The following is a 20,307-nucleotide window of genomic DNA, read 5'->3' on the forward strand; positions in this document are numbered from 1 at the left end:
ATACGACACAGTTTATTTGATGATTCGGACATCTCTAATGACGAACTCCGCAGTGGATAACCAGACAATTACGCTCGCCGTTACCGGCGGTACGGGGTTCATCGCGCGCGGCGTGTACGACCTGATGGCGACGAGCAACCTGATGGTGAGGGCGCTGTCACGCGGTGACCGACCCGAGTGGGCACCCCCCCGGGTCAAATGGCGCACGGTCACGTCCTACAGCGATCCGGACGACTTGGCCGACGGGCTGAAAGGGGCAAGCCACGTTCTTCACCTGGCCGACAGTCCCGAGCGAACCGATTTGCGGAGTGGAGCAGAAGCGCTTCGTAACGCCGATGCTCTCATTCACGCCATGCGCAGAAACAGGATTGAACGCATCGCGATTGCGAGCAGCGTCTATGCTCGCAATAGCGACGCGGGCGAGGGGTCCTATGCCGCGGTCAAGCGGACCGTTGAGGGCCGATTTCTAGGTGCGAGCGATCTCCGTGCGATCGTCCTCCGCCTGCCTCCGGTATATGGACCCGGCGGCAAAGGAGGCCTTGCCACGTTATCGAGCCTCGTCGCGCGCGGCTTTCCTTTGCCACTTGGCGCCGCGCGCGCGCCGCGTGCCTATCTTTCGCGGCGTAATTTTGCGTCGTTGGTCCTTGCCCTGGTAAACGCCGACGAGGCGCACTGGAATGCCGCGGCGGGACGAATCTTCGAACCTTCGGACGGCCAGGCCGTTGCTACACGCGATCTCATCGGGATGATGGCTGCCCAGCTCGGGCGGCAACCGCGTCTGCTACCCGTCCCGCTTGTCCTGCTGCGAGCGATAGGCGTGGTCGTGGGTCGCTCCGAAATGATTGCGGGAGCGACCGAGGCGCTCGAAGTCGCGGGCGCGGACGAGATGGTCGGATTCTTCGGCTGGCTTCCGGAGGAACAGATGCCGCAAAGTCTGTCGTTCCTGAAGGATCGCTAGCTCTGCTTGACGGCATCGCCGCTGCCGCGGCCAAGGCTTGTTTTGACAATCATATTCAAATCGAAGAGCAAGCCTATGTGATCGACATAGCGGGCGTCTGCCTCGGCCAGTGCGACCGGAGTCGACATGTCAATCCCCGCGAGCTGGGCCGGCCCCGTGATCCCCGGGCGAACCGAGTAAACGCCCCGGCAAAACCGTTCCGCAACCAGAACGTCCTGGCTTGGCAGGCAGGGGCGTGGCCCAACAAAGCTCATGTCGCCGCGTAGGACGTTGAGCAGTTGAGGGAGTTCGTCGAGCTTTGTCTTGCGTAGGAACCGGCCGACGCGGGTTATCTGGGCCTTTGACACCTCGTGGCTGGCTCGGTCGCCTGTATCGATCGACATCGTGCGCAGCTTATAGAGAGTGAAGGGCCTCCGGCTACGACCGACCCTGACCTGCTTGAAAATCGCCGCACCGCCGCCTTCAGCACGAATCGCCAGGGCACAAGCCAGGCATAGAAACAGGGCAGGAAGCGCAGCGATGATCGAAAGCGAGATGTCGAAAAGACGCTTCCCATAACGGATGTACATCGAGCTTGATCCGCTTAGCGAAAATGGCGGGGTGGCGGCTGCCGGTGCAGCGATACACGAGGCGCTCGTTGAGGTTTCATGCTCCCGCGCGATTCGTCCCACACGTCGAACATAATTGCCAGGAGCAGCATGCTGGCCGGCGCGAAGAGATAGGGATTGGAAATCGAGCCGAAGAGGACAGCGCTGCATGCGAGCCCCAATGTAGGCACGCCCGCGCGAACTTTCCGAAAACGCGCGAGATCGATGACCATGATCGACAACCAGAAAAACCAGACCCCGGCCAATATTCCGCCGTTGTAGATGATGTTGATGATCGGCAGTTCAGATGCGTAGGGATAGACGATCTGCGACACTTGGCGGTCGGCTTGCAATTCCAGCGGGAACGCATGTTCCGCACCGAAGCCACTTCCAAAAAATTCGGAATATTTGACAAAGTAATCGAGCTGGATGAGCCGGAGAATGTCGCCCAAGTCGTCGATGCCCAATCGATACATAAATTCGACGATGATGTTCGATATGATCTTGCTCGTGAAAAAGTCGAGGATCAGCACCGGCAGAACCACAAAGCTTATCACGCGCGCCCATTTGAGGATCGTCATTGGCAGGATGACGAGAAGCGCGAGGACCAGAACCGCGAGGACGTAGGAAGAGGTGTCGGTCAGCAGATACAGGCCGAGAATCGTCAATGCCCCTAATCCGAAATAGAACAGATTGCTCACACCCAGATCCCTGTTGGCAACTTTTCCCAGCGCCAGGAACGCGAACGGAAGCGCGAAATAGTGCCATACGCTGACCGCCGCGAAGCTCGAAAAGGTCAGCGTCCAACCGGGAATAAACCGTTCGGCGAAAAGGAAGTCGCCTGTCTTCACGACGTAGAAGACGGCTAATGTATGCGCGAACGCGGCTAGAAGAATCAGATCCCTCCGCTCGTACAGAGCCCGTCCGATGCCTGGAAAAAGGCAGGCCAGCAAAAAGGTCATGAGCGGCGCCGTGAAGCGCAGAATATATCCGATATTGTGACCGATGAAAAACCCCTTCACGGTCCCGAAAAAGACGAGCGCCAAGACCAGCATGATCATCGCCTTCCTGGGGTTGGAATATTTCGCCTTCGATAGCGGAAACATCATCAGGAAAATGGGTGCGAGGAAAACGTACGAGACGTCGTTCTTCGTGATCCCGGCCGCAATGAGAACAAAGGACAGCGCTAACGCAACCGAGCTTGCGAACGTAAGCGGGTTCTCTTTTTTCTGTTCGCTTGCCGGGAGAGAGACGACGGTGGTCATGCGGTTTGATCAGACAAGCTTTAAGGAACAAGGAGTCGGCGGCGCAGGTTTGAGCCTCTCACCACCGCGACCGCAAGCTGGTAGGAAAGAAAAACGCGCGACGCGAGTTTTTTCAGGATCGGGCGCCGGATGATGCTGGCATTGCGCCCATGGACGCGATGAAGCAGCACCGGCGCCTCGATGTGCGACATGGCGTCGCTCGTGACGCCGATCATCCCTATCCAGATGTCGTGACATTCCATCTTCGGAGGATAGGGAAAGATTGCGGCCCGCAGCGAGGTCCGGAAAGCCATCGCACATCCGTAATAGTTTTGCGATCCTTGGAAGATCCGGAACAGATTGAGCAGGCGTGATCGACTTTCATCGGCTTTGAGGTCTGGCGCCAGACTCCTATTCAGCATACCGCCATCGCGGTCGATCAACTGGTAGTTCCCAGCCACGACCAGGACGCGAGGGTCAGAAAACGCCTTGAGCATTATCGCTTTGCGACCCGGCGTCCAGACGTCGTCCTGATCGCTCAAGAAGATAATGGGCTTGGTCGCAAGCGCGACCGCGCGAGCGAACGTCTCATTCACACCGACGTTCTTTTCGTTCGGATAGACGCGGATTCGGGCGTCTTCGAAGCCATTAACGACATCCAGCGTATCGTCGCTTGAGCCATCATCGACGATGATGATTTCATCGTCGGACGTCAATTGGTCGAGTATCGACCGTAACTGCTCTGCGACAAAAGCGGCTCCGTTATAGGTTGCCAGGCATACGCTGATCGCCGTCATGATTTCCCAGCCAGCCGACGCATCAGGCGGCTGGCGCGCCCGAAATTGGTCCGCAGTGAATCGCCAAGCCGTTTCAACGCGGGCAGGTGAGGTACGTAGAGAGCGGCACGAACGGCACTTCGCACGCGCTCCGGCGAACTGTACCCAATACCCGATTGAAGCAAAGTCTCGATCTCGATGAACTGGCGAATATGGCTTTGGGTGATGTCGACGCCGATTCGGCGTGCGATCGCCCGGATCGTCCCGATGCCGCGGCTTGCCATCAGATGCGGAAGCTTCGCAGAACTGTAGCGTACATGCCATTGAAAGGCCGACCGGATCAACAATACCTCAGGCTCGATGTCGGCTGCCCAACTGAGTTCATGGTCGAACCGGGCGATACTGCCATCGGCAAGAAGCCCGCAGTTGTGCCAGACGGCATCGAGCAGATCGCCCGAAACCCGTCCGCCGGCGTTGGCCGCAAGCACAAACGACCACCATGACCTGACCCCGGCGATCAGCATCGCGCCGTCGACCTTGGGATCGTGCGCCAGACGGAAGAGGCAATAGGCAATTGTTTCGGTACCGATCCACTTCGACTCCCTGGGCAGGAAGGAGAAGGAGCCGGCTGCGGCCGGGAGTTCGGGATTTGCAGCCGTCTTGCGGGCAATCACGCTGCCATCGCTGCTTTCGATGTCGGTGCGCGTCGTAAAGCAGGCGCGCCGTTCGCGATTGAAAAGCGTTGCCAACCGGTCCCCCATCGTCGGCACCAGCGGCGCTGCGATGGCGTCGCCGGCGACGACGAGAAACGAGTTGGACAGATGCGATACCAAGCCGTTGCGAGCGACCTCGCGCCATGCCAGCCGATTGTCAAAAAGCGGCACATTGGTCCGGGCATAATCGCGCTCTTCCAGTCCCGCGATCATCTCACCGACGTCCAGCGCCGAAGCGCCTTCCTCTGACAGCAGCAGCGAAGGCATCTTGTAGTCCGGGAACGGGAAAAAGAAGCGGACGTCCTTCCAATAGCTAGACAACAGGCGCTGAAGCTCGACTTTCCCGAATGTTTCAAAGTATCGGTTCATTCGTGGATAGCCTTCGATGCCCTCGAAGAACGTCCCCGAATGATCCTCGGTGCTGTTCGAAAAATATTTCAGGCCGAATTTATTCTCGATGGCCAGGACCAGCGTCCCGCCGGGCCGCAGCATCCGGCGCATGCTGGTCAGAGCGTCGTGAAACGGATTGTCGCCGTCGACATAGGTCGGTGCATATTCGAGCACACCGATACAGAAGACGATATCGAATTCGCCTTCGAGGCCGATGTCCTGATAGCGCGATGCGAAGACTTCGACGCTGTCGAGATCGCGGGTGCGCAACCGCGCGAGACGAGCCCGATTGTAACTGCCTTCGACGGCAATGACGGAGTCATAATTTTCGCCGAGGAAGCGAGTGATCGCGCCGCAACCAGAACCGATTTCAAGGACTTTTGCCGAACGGTCATGCTGGAGCCCCGACAGAATATCCTTTCGCTTGCGCGACAGATGATACTCCGTGTTCCAGTCCTTGATATAGGTTTCGAGTTCCTCGGATTCGGAGCCTAGATCATCTGCCTCGCGAAACGCTTTTTCCAGATAGCGTTCGACCCAAGCTCCGTCCGAATAGCCGAAGGCGCCTTTTCCTTCTGCGGGAACCCAAAGGCCAATCTCATCTTGAACAAAATTCCGATCCAGCACCGCTTGCATTCGATCAATATCCTTAAGAAAAATTTTGATCCCGCCGTATGCGGGCGGCCATCATGTATAACAATATGGCGCTGATCGACGATCGGATCAGCCAGGTGCACGCGGCGCCTTCGACGCCGTAATGCTTCACGATAGGCGGCGCATAGAGTAGAAATGCTCCAAGTTCCATCACATGGAGTCCCGCGGTCCAGTGGGGATAGCCTCGGGCCTGAATAAAGGCCTGCGGGATATGCGCGCACGCATTGAGGACGAGCCCCAAGCTGAGGATAGCGGCCGCCTGCGTGATGGTCACGAGCGATCGGGAATCCAGGTCGGCCCGACCCAGCCAATTCGAAAAAAGAAAATGGCCGCCGAGGATAAACACCAGTGCGACGGGCACGATGGCGCCAAGGACGTACAGGTTGCCTTCGAGATAGAGCCGCTGCGCCGAAGTCTTGTCTCCGGCCTTCAGATTGGAAAAGCGGGGGAACATCACGGCAACGACAGCGGAGGCAATCACGAGAAACCTGATGACCGCCTCAAATGCCGTCGAATAGAGCGCCGACGTCGCCAGCCCGTGCGTCGAGGCCAGAATAAAGCGATCGAGATATACGAGCAATGGTCCTATTATGGCGCTTATTGTCAGCCAGCCGCCGAAGCTGAGCAGGCTTTTGAGTTGCGCGGGGTCGTATTTCGGCCTGAAAACCGCCCGCGGGAGCACATGTTCGGCCCGAGCCGCGAGCAGCAACAGAAGCAAAAGACGCACGACCATAATTCCCGCCACGAGTTGGGGCAGAGCGAAACCCTGATGGGCGAGCATTGCGGGAATGACGAACAGGGCGAGGCCCGTCGGCACGCGGATGAGTGCCAGCCAGCCGAAATCACGGCGCGCTTCGAGCACCCCCGAAAGTACCGATGCGAGGACGAGAATGGGGACCGTTGCCGAGATCCAGACAATCGAATCCCGGTTTAGCGCATGAAGCTGTTGCGGGATTTCGATCCAGGTTCCGAAAACGATGCGGAGCAGGGGAATGCATAAAAGCGCGGTCACGATTCCGATCACTGTGGCAGACCAGATTGCGGTTCCGATAACAGACCGGGAGGTGATCGCGCTTGTTTCGTCAAGTTCAGCAAGCCGCTTCGCGACCGCTTTGCCCATGCCGAGCTCCACCAGACTCGCGTAGCCGATGATGACCCAATACATGGTGAGCAAGCCGAACGCTTCGGGTGAAAGCCGTTCCAGAAGCGTTGGCAACGATAAAAACGCGCCCACCGCGGGCGCGCCGAGGCTGGCAAGGCTGAAGCCCAGGTGACGTGCGCGCAGAGCCGATGAATCCGTCATCGCGTCAAATCGGAGCGGGAGAACCGGACAAGTGGCACTCTTAATGTGTCGCCAGGTCTGCGTGCTGTGCGAAAGCAGGCCGAACTTCGGGGACGAGTTGTGCGATCGCTTCGAGCAGTGCCTCGTCATCAGCCGAGTCATAAGTGCGCTGGATCGCCGCAAGATGCTGATTCAACTGATCGAGCGGCAGAAAATTGTCGCGCGCTTTCATGATCCGCATGTGGCCAGTAGGCTCGGGATTGTCGCCAATAAGCAGTTCTTCATAGAGTTTCTCGGCGGGCCTCAAGCCGACGAACCGGATCGCGATATCGCCATCGGGCTGTCTTTCATCCTGCACAAGCAGGCCGGACAGATCGATCATCCGGCGGGCAAGGTCCACGATACGCACCGGTTGACCCATGTCTAAGACGAAAACCTCACCGCCAACCGACATCGCGCCGGCTTGGATCACCAACTGCGCCGCTTCCGGGATCGTCATGAAATAGCGCGTTATTTCTGGATGCGTGACGGTGACCGGCCCGCCGGCCGCAATCTGTTTCCGAAATAACGGGACGACCGAGCCGCTCGACCCGAGGACATTGCCGAAGCGTACCATTGCGAATCGCGTATTCTCTTGTTCCGCCGCCATCGCCTGAAGCACCATTTCGGCGATCCTTTTGGTCGCGCCCATCACATTGGGGGGGCGAACCGCCTTATCGGTGCTGATCAGGACGAAGTTCCGGACGGCGTGACGAACGGCCAGCTCGGCTATGTTCTTGGTACCGAAGATGTTGTTTCGAACCGCTTCGTCCGGATTGGCCTGAACAAGCGGTACGTGCTTGTATGCAGCGGCATGATAGATTGTGTCGGGACACCATCGGCGCAGGACGGTATCCATTCGGTGGGGATCGCCGACCGATCCCAAAAGCGGTACAATATCCGTTTCCAGCTCTCGAAGCGCCGCCTGCGCCGTGAGGCTCTGATTCACAGCATAGAGATTATATTCGCTCTGTTCGAATATGAGCAGCCGTGTCGGCTCATATTCGAGCAGTTGCCGACATATTTCGCTTCCGATCGATCCTCCGGCGCCCGTCACCATGATCGTTTTTCCGGTGACGCACTGGCGCATGAGAAACATGTCTGGCGGCACGGGATCGCGACCGAGCAGGTCTTCGATGTCCAGCGGGCGCAGATCATTCATCGTCACACGGCCGTCCGCGAGCTCGGCGAGTGCTGGAAGGGTTCTGACCGAAACCGCATGGCCCCGCAGTCCTTCGATAATTTCATTTCGACGCTTGCGCGACGTGGACGGTATAGCCAGCAGGACATCGGTGACACCGAAGGTGTGGATTATCCAATGCATGCTTTCGGCAGAATAGATCGGCTTGCCGAGCAGCAGACTGTCATGAATCCGCGTGTCGTCGTCTATGAAGCCGACCACGTGCATCTCGCGACTGTTGCCGAGACCCGCAGCAAGCTGCCGACCGGCCGCTCCGGCACCATAGATCACGACATTGCGCCGCGTTTCATCGCCGCCCGGCAGCATTCGATGGCCTCCAAGCCAATATCGAACGAGCGCACGCGAGGTGCTCACGGCGACAAAAAGCAGGATCGGCTGCAGAAAGCCGATGCTTCGCGGAACACCCGGAAACCCAATGAACGTGATGACTGTTGCATAGCAGGCCCCGTAGATCGCGCAAGCCTTTGCGATGGCCATCAGTGCGTCCCAGCCGACATACCGGAAAATCGCACGATAGAGGCCAAACCGGATGAAAATCGGAACGGAGATCGCAACGGCCAGGGAATAGGACATCCACTGCAGTCCGGCGGGGAACTCCCAGACCTCAAGGCGCAGGCGATAAGCCAACGCGACCGTTATCGCGCACAGAAGAATATCCATCGCGATAGCGACCGCCCGCTTCGCACTCCGCGGCCAGTTGAGGATGAAATTGGTAAGGGGGCGGTCGATTGTCATGGCTTGGCAGTATAATTATTCTTCAGCTTCGGTTGAGGGCGCCGGAACAGTTCGGTTATCTCAAAAAAACGTTCCGATGCACCGAAAACGTATTACGCTCACGCAGGCTCCAGTTTCATAGACTGCAGCGTCATCGCCGAATCATTCTGATCATCTGCTCCTATAAGTTCGAGTGACAGCAACTGCGCTGTGCACTTATCAGGAATGGTCAAATCGAAGCGGTTGTTTCCATTACGAAGATCGAAGCTTTCGACGCGCGACCATTTACCGGGACCGGTGTAGCAGGACAGCGCTATTGCTGCCGTGGCGCCTTGTGCCATCTCGTCGAGCGCCGCAACGCTGGTCCACCTGTAGGTGCCAGGCTTCAAGAATAACAATTTTCGAGCTGCCGATCCTCGATATCCCGGAAGCACAATGGCTTCGATCATAATCTTCGCGTTCTTCGCACTGCCGAACGCCTGGACCCCAGCATTGTCGAAAACTTCCCATCCAAAGGGCGAATAGCGGAAAGCCTCGGCCCCGGTCCGAAAGTCCATCGACGTCAACAGCGCGCTGCGCGAGCCCGGAAGCGAAAGATACAGCCCCCTCGCGTCTGCAATCGACGCTTCGCTTACAAGGCGTGAGAGCAGCGCGCCCGCCTCCCGTTCAGGCAGGACCGATTTAGGAACAGGCCGCAATTTGGTCAAAACATCTGCAAGTTCCGACGGTCGTTTGCTGGTTCCGATGGCGAAAGCCACGAACGATGAAAGCCAAGGCGGATCCTTCGCCGCTAGCTCGACAAACGCACTCCGAAAACGAGGGTCGCCCAATGCGGCATTCATGCCCGCGAATGCCGCCTCGCGGGCGTCGGGTTCCGTTCGGAGCACGATATCGAAGGAATTCAATGCATCCGCGATCTTTCCCAGCCTGGCCGAATCCTCAGCCAGCCACATCTGTCCCTGCGCGTCTCGCCGTGTCACTGTTGTGGACAAAAGGACGAGCTGCCGACCTTTGGCCTTTTGGCCAGTGAGCCAGTAATAAATGCCAAGCTGCCTAAGCGCTCGATCGGAGAGCGGCTCCCGCTTCAATATGCGCAGCGCGTTGGACTTTCCGATCTTGCGGAAGACGGCCTGATCCTTCGAGGCCAAGGCAGCCTCATTCGCGGTCGTCAAAGCGTCGGATGAATTGCGATTGATCGCCAAGGCCGCGCCCGGCATGAATCGGCCCGCCCACCCGTCGAAAGCGCTCACACCCGCTACTCCCGCCAGCGCGATACTTCCCAGTGCAATAGCGACGACGCGCATCATAAATTTACTTAACCCTTTGATCGGATGAGTCTAAACAGGTTATTGAAAGTCAGCGGAATTTCATAGCCTGCTCAATACACAGATGCCGCGTGGCGCGCTATAGGCAAGCCGTTACCCGGCAAGATAGCCGCAATGTTATCGCCTTGGCATCTCGGGACCGACAGCCTTGCTGCTGCAGTTTCGACCATCAATCGTCCGGGATCTTGTGCGCGGGCGCGTCCAGTTGCCTATTCTGATCCATTGGAGGAAGCAGCGCAAACGGGTGACACAGCCGCGCGGCGCCGACTATAGGGGTGAAATGCCTCATTCTCGAAGAAGCTTTATTGCGCTGTCGCAAGCCGCCCTGGCGCCCATGATTTTCCAGAACGGAACGGAGAGCGAGCCGCAAATCCCGCGAACCGCGCAGTTGATTACCGCCAATAGTATTCAGAATCTTCGCGAGTTGGGTGAGGTCACGAATGATAGCCCGGTTCTCGCCCTCATCTTGGGCCGAGCCGAGCCGTACGACGGTGGCGGAGGCCTGTTCCTCTACGATCCGAAGGCAACAGGAGCCGATGATGGTCGGACCTTCATCGCCGTTGCCGATACGAAAAAAGGGCGATGGCGAAGGCTTGGCGACAGCGCGATTATCGACAATGCGGGACTAGCCGAAGCGCGTGACAACTGTTGGGCTAACGGCCTCACCACGCTCGAAATTCCCGATGGCGAATATATCATTGGCTCCAAGCTCGAACTCGCGAAGGATCATTGGGCCTGTGTCGCGCTCGGCGGCAGCGCCAGGATCAAGCATGTCGGAGCGGGAATAGCTGTCAGCCTGTCTGGCCCCAGCGACAATCCGAACTACGGTACATACCGGGGAATCCTGGGAGGCGACCGACCGCTTGTCATCGAGGGCAACGCAAAATCGTCCAGATTGCTGGACATCGACAATTTCCATCACGGCTCGATCAATGTCGATCTGAAAAATGGTCAAACCGGCGTCCATATTGCCGACTCGATCCAGAATGTTTCCAGCGCTGGCGCCGTGTTGACAAAATTCAAGGTGCGCGTTTCGCAAGGCAATGACGGGCCGTTCACCACGACTCCCACACATGGCTTTTATGCCTCGAGGATATTCGGATGCCATTGTGACCTTTTGATCGAGCATTGTGGCGGTAAAGGAAACTTTGGCGTCCATCTCGAGGCCAGCGCCGCCAACCTTTTTTACGGAGCATCGGAGGGCAATGAAAGTGGCGGGGTTTTCATCGACGCAGACTCCTATCGCAACACATTCGTCGGCTTCTTTTGTGAAGAAAACGGGGCGGGCGCCGATTTCGATATCCGAGGGGATTTCAACCGGCTTTTGAACTGCACCGGCGTCTCCTCTGGCGGCAGCCTTATCTCGGGTGATTATGCGGTTGTCGAAGGCGGCAAGCTCAACAACCTCCGGATTGGCTCCGACGCCCATTACACTGTTCTCGACAGCGTGGATCTGAGCGGCGTGTTCACCGATAATTCTGCAACAACCACGGTTCGAAATTGTCGTCTGAACGGGGAGCCGATGCGCGATTACGCTCCCCGTCAAAAGGCCTTGTTGACGCTTGGACGTTGGGTTGCAAGCTACGCCGAATCGGATCCGAGTTACCAAGCGCCAATCTGTTACCGGTCGATTGACGGCTCCTGCCAGGTCGCAGGTTCCTTCGCCATGACGGGCCCCATCTCAACCGGAGACACGATAGCCGTCATTCCCGTTGGATATAGGCCCGCTGCGCGCATCATGTTCACTGCCGTCAATGTTTCGACAAATGCTCCGATCTGCTTGACGGCTGACAGCGCCGGAAATTTGCAGACGCGTAGCCCCATCGGCAAGGGCAACGTCGTCGGGCTTCTCAGTCCCCCGTTCATCGGCGGCTAGGTATCGGAATCTGATCGACGCGGTGAAGGAAACGTCGCAATTTCCGTGGCTGCCCGTACGCGACTTCTCGCGCTTAGGCGTAAAGATTGCCGGCTTGTGAGTACCAAGCGACGAAGGCAGGAACGCCGATCGTAATCCCGTTTTTTGGTGAATAGCCCAGTTCGAGCCCGATCGGATCGATGTCGGCATAGGTTTCGTATACGTCGCCATCCTGCATCGGCAGCAGGTTGAGTTCCGCCTTGCGTCCGCACGCCTTTTCTATTTCGCTGATCAACTGCATTAGCGGTTCGGGGCGATTGTTGCCGATGTTGTAAAGCCGGTGTGGAGTCAGATATCCGCCCTTTTTTTCCAGGCCGTCATCGGCCGGCGGATGATCCAAGCTGGCGATCAACCCGTCGATGATGTCGTCGATATAGGTGAAATCGCGTCTCATATCGCCATTGTTATAGACGTCGATAGGTCGCCCCTTGAGGATGTTTGCGGTGAACTTCCACGGCGCCATGTCGGGGCGTCCCCAGGGGCCATAGACAGTGAAAAAGCGCAGACCAGTCTGGGGAATTCGAAACAGGTGCGCATAAGCTTCGCTCATCAGCTCATCGGCTCGCTTGGTCGCGGCATAGAGGGAGATCGGATGATCGACGCGGTCCTCCACACGGAACGGCATCATTTTGTTCGCGCCATAAACCGATGAGGACGACGCATAGACCAGATGTTGTACCGCGCGGTGGCGGGCGAGTTCGAGGATATTGACGTGGCCGGCGACATTCGCGCGCACGTAAGCGCCGGGATTGTCGAGCGAGTATCGCACGCCCGCTTGCGCCGCGAGGTGGACGATTCGATCGAAATTGGCGCCCGCAAGCGCAGCGGCAAGGGCATCGTTATCGCCTATATCGACGCGATGAACCGTAAGGTCGCCGCCGATCCGTTCCAGCTCGGCGATGCGCGCTTCCTTCAGCGCGACCGAGTAATAAGCGTTGAAATTATCGACGCCGATGACCGTTTCGCCGCGTTCGAGAAGGCGCGCGGCCGTGTGCATACCTATAAAGCCGGCGATTCCGGTGACGAGGACGGCCACCGTTACGCCCCCGCCCCAATGGATGCGTCATAGCCCCGCGGATTTTCGGACTGCCATGTCCACGACGACGCGCACATATCGTCGATCTCGAGCGCCGTCTGCCAGCGCAGAAGCCGCTCGGCCTTCGCGGTCGCGGCGTAGCTGCTCGCGACGTCCCCCGGGCGGCGCGGTGCGATCTCGGTTGCAATCGGATGACCGCACGCGGCTTCATACGCCGCAACCAGCTCCTTCACGGTGACCCCCCGGCCGGTGCCGACGTTGATCGCCTCGCTTCCGGTCGTGCGCGCCGAATATTCGAGTGCGGCGAGGTGCGCTGCGGCAAGGTCGACGACATGGATATAGTCGCGCTCGCCGGTGCCGTCGCGCGTGTCATAATCGTCGCCGAAGATCGATAGCTTAGCGCGGCGTCCGACCGCGACCTGTGCGACGAAGGGCATCAAATTGTTCGGGATGTCCTGCGGATCCTCGCCGATGCGGCCCGACTCATGCGCGCCGACGGGGTTGAAATAGCGCAGGAGTACGGCCGATGCCTGAGAGGTCGCGCTCGCCCAATCGCCGATCACGCCCTCTGCCATCGCCTTGGTGCGTCCATAGGGATTGGTAGGCGCGATCGGATGCTCTTCGTCGAAGGGCAGGTATTGCGCTTCGCCATAAACGGTCGCCGAGGAGGAGAAGACGATGCGCCTGCACCCCGCCTCATCCATCGCGGCGAGCAGGTTCATCGTACCGGTGACGTTGGTCTGATAGTAGCAGAGCGGGATGTCGTTCGATTCCCCGACGGCCTTCAGCCCTGCGAAATGGACGACGGCGTCGGGGGCGAAGCCGGTCAGCGCGCGGGTTAGCGCGGCATCGTCGCGGACGTCGGCCTCGACCACCGCCATGTCGCGGTTGGTCAGCTGGCGAACACGCGCCAGCGCGACGGGCGAGCTGTTGTCGAAATTGTCATAGACGCAAACCTCGTGGCCCGCGGCCAGAAGGGCGACCAGCGTGTGGCTGCCGATATAGCCTGCGCCGCCGGTGACAAAGACCTTCATTTGCATTCCTTCCAGCCGGATTTGATCCGGGCGCTATCATAGGAAAGCATAAAGCAAATTTTGGAAACAGCCAGTTAACTGTCGGGATCGCGACGGAAATAAAGCGCCTTCGATCCATCGGTGGTAAAGCCCGGCGTTCTCGCGAACAGAGCCGGGACGTGGCGCTCGAACTCGGCGAGCGACGCGGGGCCGTGCGCGGTCAGTCGCCGCTCGTGAAGCCACAGGATGGAATCGGCGAATTGCGCGACGAGCGACAGGTCGTGCAGGACCACGACGACGGTGCGGCCCTGTTTGGCTCGCGCCGCGAGGCATTCCATCACGCGATACTGGTTGGCGGGGTCGAGCGCCGCCGCGGGTTCGTCGGCAAGCAGCACGGGCGTATCGGCGGCGAGCACGCGGGCGAGACAGGCGAGCGCCTGTTCGCCGCCCGACAGGCTCGTCACCGCGCGGCCGGCGAGCGAGGCGCAGCCGGTTGCCTCCATGGCCTCGGCTATGGCGGCCTCGTCGGCAGCGCCGAGGCGGCCGGGAACCGCACCATGGGCGAAGCGGCCGAGCGCGACCATGTCGGCGACGCTGATGTCCCAGGCCAGCTCGTGCGCTTGCGGCAGATAGGCTAGGCGGTGGGCGCGCTCGAGGGGCTTCAGCGCCTTGAGGTCGGTATCGCCGAACCTGATGCCTCCGCTCGACGGGATGATGTTGGCAATGGCGCGGAGCAGCGTCGATTTGCCCGCACCGTTGGGGCCGACGATCGCGGTGAGACGGCCCGGCGCGATGGTCGCGGTGATGCCGTCGAGCAGCGTCGTGCTGCCGGCGCGGACGGTCAGGGCGTCGAGCATCAGATCAGACATGGCCGGGCCTCCCGCGGCGCAGCACGATCGCCATGAAGATCGGCGCTCCCGCGAGCGCCGCGACGACGCCGAGACGCAGCTCGTTGTCGGTCGGCAGGAGGCGGACGAGGAGGTCGGCGAGGACGAGCAGCAGCGCGCCGAGCCATGCCGACGGCAGCATGGCGCGGCCGGGGTCGTGGCCGGTCCATGGCCGCACCAGATGCGGCGCGACGATCCCGACGAAGCCGACCGCGCCTGCGAGCGCGACCGCCGCGCCGGTCGCGATGCCGGTGCCAGAGATGACGAAAAGCCGGGTCTTGCGGCCGTCGAGCCCGTGCGCGGTCGCTGCGGCTTCGCCGATCGACAGCAGCGACAGGTTAGCGCGCTGGCTCAAAAGCAGCAGCGATCCGAGCAGGGTCAGCGGCGCCGAGACCGCGAGATCGGAGAACGAGCGGTTGGCGACCGAACCAAGCGTCCAGTTTACTAGGTCGGAGAGCGAGAAGGGGTTGGGGGCGAAGTTTAGGATCAGCGCCATCAGCGCGCCAGCGAGGCTCGACAGCCCGACGCCGGTGAGGATCAGGCTCGCCATCCCCTGCGTGCGGACGGCAACGGCAGAGAGCAGTGCGGTGACCAGCGCGGATGCCGCGATTGCGCCGAGCGGAAGAATCCACGGCGAAAGGCTCGCGAGGCCGAAATAGAGCGTCGCGGTCGCTCCGAGCGTTGCCGCGGCGGAGACACCGAGGATGCCCGGCTCGGCGAGCGGATTGCGGGTAAGCGCCTGCAGCGCGGCGCCGCAAAGCCCGAGCGATGCGCCGACGACCGCTGCGGCGATCACGCGCGGCAGACGGATATCGGCGATGATGATCGACGCAGCCGGATCGCTGCCGTTCAGCCAGTCGGCGATCAGGCGCGGCGAGATGCCGTCGGGTCCGGTCATCAGCGCGAAGAGGCCAGCGAGGAGCAGGAGCAGCGCGAGAAGGGCGTTGAGACGGAGGGTCATGAGCGTTTCCCCTGGGCCGCGGCAAGTTTGGCGACGGCATGGCCGGTCAGCCAGTTGCCGCACGATATCCACGCGCCCGGGATTTCAACGTCGATCGCCCTGGCCGAGACTCGTGCGACGACCGGATGGCGCGAGGAGGTCCAGTAATCCTGCCGATAGCGCGCGCTGTCGAAGAAAGCGCGAAAGACGACGTCGGGGCCTTTGCGAACCATCTGTTCGAGCGGGAGCGTTCCCCAACCGGGCTCGGTGCGATAGGGCGTATATCCCGCGGCGCCGATGACCTCGGCGACGAGGCTGCCGGGGCCGGTGGTGACGTCGCCAGGGGTGACGTAAAGCGCCGTGCCGTGGCGCGCAGGCTGGCGTTTCGCTGCGGCGAGGTCGGCCTCGAAACCGGTAATGCGTTCGCGCGCCTGCGCGCCGGCACCAAGCTCGCCGCCGACGCGCAGCACATCCTGCCGCACCTCGTCCAGCGTGCCGGGAAACCCGAGCTGGACGACGCGGACGCCGATGGCCTCAAGCTGGCGGTCGAGCTTCGCGCTGCCGCCGTAGGATCGCACGACGACCGCGGGGCGCAGCGCGACGATATCCTCGAGCTGCGGGCGGAGGCGCGGGATGCCCGTCGCGCGCGGCTTCGAAAAGCTGGTGTCGCTGTCGGTTTCGAACGACACGGCGCGGATCTGCCCGCGCGGGAGCAGGCCGAGCGTCATCTGATCGGCGCAAAAGTCGATGCTGGCGACGCCGTGCAGCGCGGGCAGCGGCGCGCGCTGCTGGCAGCCCGTGAGGGCCGCCAGCAGGACGAGAGCCGCTGCCCCTCGCATCAAAAGGCCCAGCGGACCCCGACATAGGCCGAGCGGCCGAGCGTGCCGTAGGTCGCGACCGTCTGATATTCCTCGTCGAAGATATTCTCGACGCGGCCGAAGAGGTCGATGCCCTCGGTGATCGGGTAGCTCGCGCGCAAGTCGACGAGGATATAGTCGTCGAGCGGCACCGTGTTGCCGCGATTGTCGAAGCTCTTGCCGGCATAGCGTACCGCCGCCGACAGGTCGGCGCCGTCGAGTGCGCCGCCCGGCGTCCAGGCGATCTCGGCGTTGGCCAGGTGGCGCGGACGGCGGGCGAGGCGGTTGCCCTCGAAGACGCCGCCGACGGTGCGGTCCTTCGTCGCGATCAGGCTGTAATTGGCGCTGAGCCGGACCTCGCCGAGGGTGGCGCCGCCCTCGACCTCGAAGCCTTCACCCCGCGCGCGGTTGATATTGTCATAGGTGCCGAACGGGCGGTTGCCGGTCGCGCAGATCGGGGGCAGGGGGTTCGGCCCCGCCGGGCAGCTGACGAAATCGATCAGGTTGCGGCTGTCGCGGCGGAAGGCGGCGACGTCGAGGAACCAGCGCTGTGCATCGCCGAAGCGAAGGCCGATTTCATAGGATTTGGCCTCTTCGGGGAGCAGGTCGGGATTGCCGAACGCGCCCGCGGTGGCCGACAGCTGGAACAGGGTCGGCGCCTTGAAGCCCTCGCGATAGCTGGCGCGGACCGTGACGAGGTCGCCAATCTTCTGCCCCGCGTCGAACGCCAGCGTCGTCGCGCCGCCGAAGTCGCGGTGATCGTCGTGGCGGATGCCCGCGGTCAGCGTCAGCATCTCGGTCGGCTTGCCGACGAGCATGCCCCAGAAGGAGGTCGTCGCGGTCCTGCCGGCATCGCTCGAGAAAGCGTCGGCGGTCAGCGAGCGCACCCACTCGCGTTCGGCGCCCGCCAGCACCCGAAGCTGCGACACTGCGGTCCAGTCGACAGTGTACGACAGGCGCTCGTTGCGTCCGCGCGCGCGGAAGCTCGGGTCGGTGCTGCCGAACGAGGGATCGAAATTGTCGCGGTTGATGTCGGCGAAGGCATATTGCAGCTCGTGCGAAAAGCCGCCCTCGCTGGCGTTGCCGCCCGGACGATGCTCGATCGTGACGGCAGCATAATGTTCCTGCGTGTCCTGATATTCGGGGGTGTCGCCGAAGCTGAAGGTCGGCGGCGCGAAGCCGTCGAGGTCGACGCGGCTGTCGGCGAAGAGGCCGAAGGCGCGGAAGACGAGGGTGTTGCCGATTTCGGTGCGGTTGGTGAGGTTCAGCGAATATTGGCGATAGCCGTCGCGCTCGGTGCCGACCGCGGCGGTGCTGATGCCGTCGGTGCGGGTGTAGCCGCCGCCGACGCCGAACTGCGCCGCGCCGAGCGAGGCGCGAAGCCGGCCGTTGGCGCGCACGGTATCGCGCGAGCCATATTCGGCGCCGATGTCGCCGCTGGTCGTCCCGTCGGTGGGCGCGGCGGTGGTGGTGACGGCGACGACGCCGCCGATCGCCTGGCTGCCCCAGGGCAGGCTGTTCGCGCCGCGCAGCACTTCGATGCGGTCGATGCTGCCCAGCATCAGGTTTGCGAAGTCGAAGCCGCCGCCCGGCGACGAGGGGTCGCCGACGCGCACGCCGTCGATCGTGACGAGCGTCTGCTCGGCCTCGGCGCCGCGGATGCGGATGCCGGTAAAGCCGCCGATGCCGCCGTTGCGGGTGGCATAGACGCCGGGCAGGCGAACCAGCAGGTCGGTCGCAGCGCCGTTCTGCGCGCGGCGGATCGCGATGTCGTCGATCACCGAAACCGAGGCGTTGCTCTCTTCGGCGTCGAGGAGCGAGCCGATCACGGTGATCGTGGTGCCGTCGCCGGTGCTCTCGTCGGCCAGGGCGGGGGATGCCGCCGCGATGGCGATCAGCGACAGGGTGGAAGTCAAAACGCGGGTGTTCATACGGATTCTCCAAACGTAACGGCCTTTGCCGTCACGCGGGAATCCCCGCCTGCTCCCGGTGCACCCCGCCCGCGCGCAGATAACGGCGACGCTCTGGCAGGTCTCCTGGCTCCCGGGTCAACGGCGGATGCGGGCCTTCCCAGGGCTGTCGCCCAAGTGGCACGGAGTGCATCCACCTCGCCGGTTACAGTTGCGGGGGCAGCGCCGGATCTTCACCGGTCTTCCCTTTTCATGCCTGTCTCCAGGCAACCCGAGGTCACGCTGCGGGCCGCTAGCAAAAGCGATCCATATACGCAACCGTCTGCGCGGGTCAGCAAGGGGCGTGACAAGATCTGGCAATATTCGGCTCCTGCCGGGAGCAACTTTGTCTTGGCGGCCTGCGAAGCAACCTTATCGTTACTCGGTTCCGTACCGTAACGACCAGAGAGGTTCCGGTAGTGCTCAGGACATGAACATGCTCGCCGGTCGGTCCTCTGGAGCCAACGGTGCGCAACGGCTTTTGTATATCCATAATGATCGCCTTGCTCATTTCGGCAGGCTGACGAGGTTCGTGGCCGTCGCGCTCCTGTGTCGCAGGACCCGCAGGATGAGGATTTGTCCCTGCGTGAGGGCCGCCTTTCGGTCTATGTGGTCGTCGATCAACGAGAGTCAGAACAAAAATTTGGGGTGGATAGCGGGCTCGTCATTATGCGGCGGGTAGGGGCGCACCACCGCCTCATTCTGCAGGAAGGCAAAATGCTAAATTCCGAACGCCCAACCAGGGCGGCTCTTTATTTGCGAGTATCGACGGCGCGACAGGCGCAATATGATGTCTCGATCCCCGACCAGCAGCGAGAGGGGGAGATATATTGCATCCTGCGAAAGTATGAGATCGCCGAAATATTCGTCGAGCAGGGTGCGTCAGCGACTAATGACCGCCGACCGGAATTCAGGCGAATGATCGCGGCGGCGACCCGATCCCCGCGTCCGTTCGATATCATCGTCGTCCACAGCTTCTCGCGCTTCTTCCGGGATCATTTCGAACTCGAGTATTACGTCCGGAAGTTGGAACGAAACGGCGTCAAGCTTGTGTCGGCTACCCAAGAAATCGGCGACGATCCGATGCATGTCATGATGCGACAAGTGATCACTCTTTTCGACGAATACCAATCGAAGGAAAATTCCAAGCACGTGAGCAGAGCGCTCAGGGAGAACGCGCGCCAGGGCTTTTGGTGCGGGTCTACCCCTCCTCTCGGCTATCGGGTGGTGGAGGTGGAGCGACGTGGGGATCAAATCAAGAAAAAGCTCGTAATCGACGAGCGATATGAAGACTTCGTGCGCCTAGTATACCGGTTGGCCTTAGGCGGACCCGACGGTCGCAAATCCTTCGGCCTCAAAAAAATTGCAAACTATCTGCATGGTCAGGGGTTCAGAACGCCGAGCGGCGCGTTATGGGCAACGGGACAGCTACACCGGATGCTGACCCGGCGTACCTATATCGGACAGCATGCTTACGCTCAGCGAAGTAGGGACGGATCTCTGAATCCCCTTGACGAAGTGGTGATCGTCGCCGTCCCGTCGATCATTAGTCAGGAAGATTTTGACGCAGTTCAATCGCTGCTCAGGTCTCGCAGATTCAATCTTAAGCCTAATACCCCCGGTCCGCCGCCGATCCTCAAAGGTTTCATTTACTGTTCGAGGTGTGGAGCGCGCCTTGGTGTCAAGACTGGTGACACGCCTCGAAGAGGAGACCCGGATCGGCAAAGGCGGGACCCTGGCGGCGCAGCTGTCGCGGCTCGACCTGATCGTGCTCGACGAGCTCGGTTATCTGCCGTTCGCCCGCTCGGGAGGGCAGTTGCTGTTCCA

At 61.0% G+C, this 20,307-nt stretch carries 15 protein-coding genes, 2 pseudogenes and 1 riboswitch; of the genes and pseudogenes, 4 read left to right on the top strand and 13 right to left on the bottom strand.

Going from position 1 to position 20,307, the window contains the following annotated elements; genetic code table 11:
- The first annotated feature begins 52 nt into the window (after positions 1–52).
- Complete coding sequence (locus tag JNM03_RS17180; RefSeq protein ID WP_294038501.1) at positions 53–958, top strand: NAD(P)-dependent oxidoreductase; 906 nt, start codon at positions 53–55, stop codon at positions 956–958.
- Here JNM03_RS17180 and JNM03_RS17185 read toward each other — a convergent pair.
- The 7 genes from JNM03_RS17185 to JNM03_RS17215 all read right to left on the bottom strand — a co-directional run bounded on the left by JNM03_RS17185 (position 955) and on the right by JNM03_RS17215 (position 9,865).
- Positions 955–1,527: a sugar transferase gene (locus JNM03_RS17185; RefSeq protein ID WP_294038502.1), complete on the bottom strand. Its 573-nt coding sequence runs from the start codon at positions 1,525–1,527 to the stop codon at positions 955–957. The genes JNM03_RS17180 and JNM03_RS17185 overlap by 4 nt on opposite strands.
- Before the next feature lie 14 nt (positions 1,528–1,541).
- A complete protein-coding gene (locus JNM03_RS17190; RefSeq protein ID WP_294038503.1) occupies positions 1,542–2,810 on the bottom strand; it encodes a hypothetical protein in 1,269 nt (422 codons plus the stop codon).
- Between the two features lie 20 nt (positions 2,811–2,830).
- Positions 2,831–3,586, bottom strand: coding sequence for a glycosyltransferase (locus JNM03_RS17195; RefSeq protein WP_294038504.1), 756 nt, complete (start codon positions 3,584–3,586; stop codon positions 2,831–2,833).
- Positions 3,583–5,304, bottom strand: coding sequence for a bifunctional 2-polyprenyl-6-hydroxyphenol methylase/3-demethylubiquinol 3-O-methyltransferase UbiG (locus JNM03_RS17200; protein ID WP_294038505.1), 1,722 nt, complete (start codon positions 5,302–5,304; stop codon positions 3,583–3,585). Before JNM03_RS17200 ends, JNM03_RS17195 begins: the two co-directional genes overlap by 4 nt.
- Before the next feature lie 13 nt (positions 5,305–5,317).
- Complete coding sequence (locus JNM03_RS17205; protein WP_294038506.1) at positions 5,318–6,625, bottom strand: oligosaccharide flippase family protein; 1,308 nt, start codon at positions 6,623–6,625, stop codon at positions 5,318–5,320.
- A 40-nt stretch (positions 6,626–6,665) separates the two neighbouring features.
- The gene (locus JNM03_RS17210; RefSeq protein ID WP_294038508.1) at positions 6,666–8,504 is read right to left on the bottom strand and encodes a nucleoside-diphosphate sugar epimerase/dehydratase; all 1,839 of its coding nucleotides are present in this window, start codon (positions 8,502–8,504) and stop codon (positions 6,666–6,668) included.
- Positions 8,505–8,677: 173 nt separating this feature from the next.
- Positions 8,678–9,865, bottom strand: coding sequence for a hypothetical protein (locus JNM03_RS17215; RefSeq protein WP_294038510.1), 1,188 nt, complete (start codon positions 9,863–9,865; stop codon positions 8,678–8,680).
- Between the two features lie 166 nt (positions 9,866–10,031).
- Here JNM03_RS17215 and JNM03_RS17220 point away from each other — a divergent pair, with 166 nt between their 5' ends.
- Positions 10,032–11,759, top strand: coding sequence for a hypothetical protein (locus JNM03_RS17220; protein WP_294038512.1), 1,728 nt, complete (start codon positions 10,032–10,034; stop codon positions 11,757–11,759).
- 73 nt (positions 11,760–11,832) lie between these two features.
- Here the strand turns inward: JNM03_RS17220 and JNM03_RS17225 are convergent, their stop codons facing one another.
- The 6 genes from JNM03_RS17225 to JNM03_RS17250 all read right to left on the bottom strand — a co-directional run bounded on the left by JNM03_RS17225 (position 11,833) and on the right by JNM03_RS17250 (position 18,462).
- Complete coding sequence (locus JNM03_RS17225; RefSeq protein ID WP_294038514.1) at positions 11,833–12,834, bottom strand: NAD-dependent epimerase/dehydratase family protein; 1,002 nt, start codon at positions 12,832–12,834, stop codon at positions 11,833–11,835.
- Between the two features lie 2 nt (positions 12,835–12,836).
- Positions 12,837–13,868, bottom strand: a complete 1,032-nt coding sequence (galE, locus tag JNM03_RS17230) for a UDP-glucose 4-epimerase GalE (protein ID WP_294038516.1) — start codon at positions 13,866–13,868, stop codon at positions 12,837–12,839.
- Positions 13,869–13,942: 74 nt separating this feature from the next.
- Positions 13,943–14,716: an ABC transporter ATP-binding protein gene (locus tag JNM03_RS17235; protein WP_294038517.1), complete on the bottom strand. Its 774-nt coding sequence runs from the start codon at positions 14,714–14,716 to the stop codon at positions 13,943–13,945.
- The gene (locus JNM03_RS17240; protein ID WP_294038519.1) at positions 14,709–15,695 is read right to left on the bottom strand and encodes an iron ABC transporter permease; all 987 of its coding nucleotides are present in this window, start codon (positions 15,693–15,695) and stop codon (positions 14,709–14,711) included. Before JNM03_RS17240 ends, JNM03_RS17235 begins: the two co-directional genes overlap by 8 nt.
- Complete coding sequence (locus JNM03_RS17245) at positions 15,692–16,513, bottom strand: ABC transporter substrate-binding protein (protein ID WP_294038520.1); 822 nt, start codon at positions 16,511–16,513, stop codon at positions 15,692–15,694. Before JNM03_RS17245 ends, JNM03_RS17240 begins: the two co-directional genes overlap by 4 nt.
- Positions 16,513–18,462, bottom strand: a complete 1,950-nt coding sequence (locus JNM03_RS17250; protein WP_294038521.1) for a TonB-dependent siderophore receptor — start codon at positions 18,460–18,462, stop codon at positions 16,513–16,515. Before JNM03_RS17250 ends, JNM03_RS17245 begins: the two co-directional genes overlap by 1 nt.
- 77 nt (positions 18,463–18,539) lie before the next feature.
- A riboswitch (cobalamin riboswitch) is annotated at positions 18,540–18,731 on the bottom strand.
- 466 nt (positions 18,732–19,197) lie between these two features.
- Here JNM03_RS17250 and JNM03_RS17255 point away from each other — a divergent pair.
- Positions 19,198–20,061 (top strand): annotated as a pseudogene (locus JNM03_RS17255) (recombinase family protein); the annotation flags it as partial.
- Positions 20,062–20,167: 106 nt separating this feature from the next.
- Positions 20,168–20,307, top strand: a pseudogene (locus JNM03_RS17260) (ATP-binding protein); the annotation flags it as partial.

It is taken from the genome of Sphingopyxis sp. (assembly GCF_016793825.1).
Taxonomy (GTDB): Bacteria; Pseudomonadota; Alphaproteobacteria; order Sphingomonadales; family Sphingomonadaceae; genus Sphingopyxis.

Bases quoted from the DNA above. Each gene is read 5' to 3' on its own strand.
- JNM03_RS17190 (WP_294038503.1), bottom strand. From the start codon at position 2,810: ATGACCACCGTCGTCTCTCTCCCGGCAAGCGAACAGAAAAAAGAGAAC.
- JNM03_RS17195 (WP_294038504.1), bottom strand. From the start codon at position 3,586: ATGACGGCGATCAGCGTATGCCTGGCAACCTATAACGGAGCCGCTTTT.
- JNM03_RS17210 (WP_294038508.1), bottom strand. From the start codon at position 8,504: ATGGATATTCTTCTGTGCGCGATAACGGTCGCGTTGGCTTATCGCCTG.
- JNM03_RS17235 (WP_294038517.1), bottom strand. From the start codon at position 14,716: ATGTCTGATCTGATGCTCGACGCCCTGACCGTCCGCGCCGGCAGCACG.
- JNM03_RS17200 (WP_294038505.1), bottom strand. From the start codon at position 5,304: ATGCAAGCGGTGCTGGATCGGAATTTTGTTCAAGATGAGATTGGCCTT.
- JNM03_RS17250 (WP_294038521.1), bottom strand. From the start codon at position 18,462: ATGAACACCCGCGTTTTGACTTCCACCCTGTCGCTGATCGCCATCGCG.
- JNM03_RS17245 (WP_294038520.1), bottom strand. From the start codon at position 16,513: ATGCGAGGGGCAGCGGCTCTCGTCCTGCTGGCGGCCCTCACGGGCTGC.
- JNM03_RS17215 (WP_294038510.1), bottom strand. From the start codon at position 9,865: ATGATGCGCGTCGTCGCTATTGCACTGGGAAGTATCGCGCTGGCGGGA.
- JNM03_RS17240 (WP_294038519.1), bottom strand. From the start codon at position 15,695: ATGACCCTCCGTCTCAACGCCCTTCTCGCGCTGCTCCTGCTCCTCGCT.
- JNM03_RS17185 (WP_294038502.1), bottom strand. From the start codon at position 1,527: ATGTACATCCGTTATGGGAAGCGTCTTTTCGACATCTCGCTTTCGATC.
- JNM03_RS17205 (WP_294038506.1), bottom strand. From the start codon at position 6,625: ATGACGGATTCATCGGCTCTGCGCGCACGTCACCTGGGCTTCAGCCTT.
- galE (WP_294038516.1), bottom strand. From the start codon at position 13,868: ATGAAGGTCTTTGTCACCGGCGGCGCAGGCTATATCGGCAGCCACACG.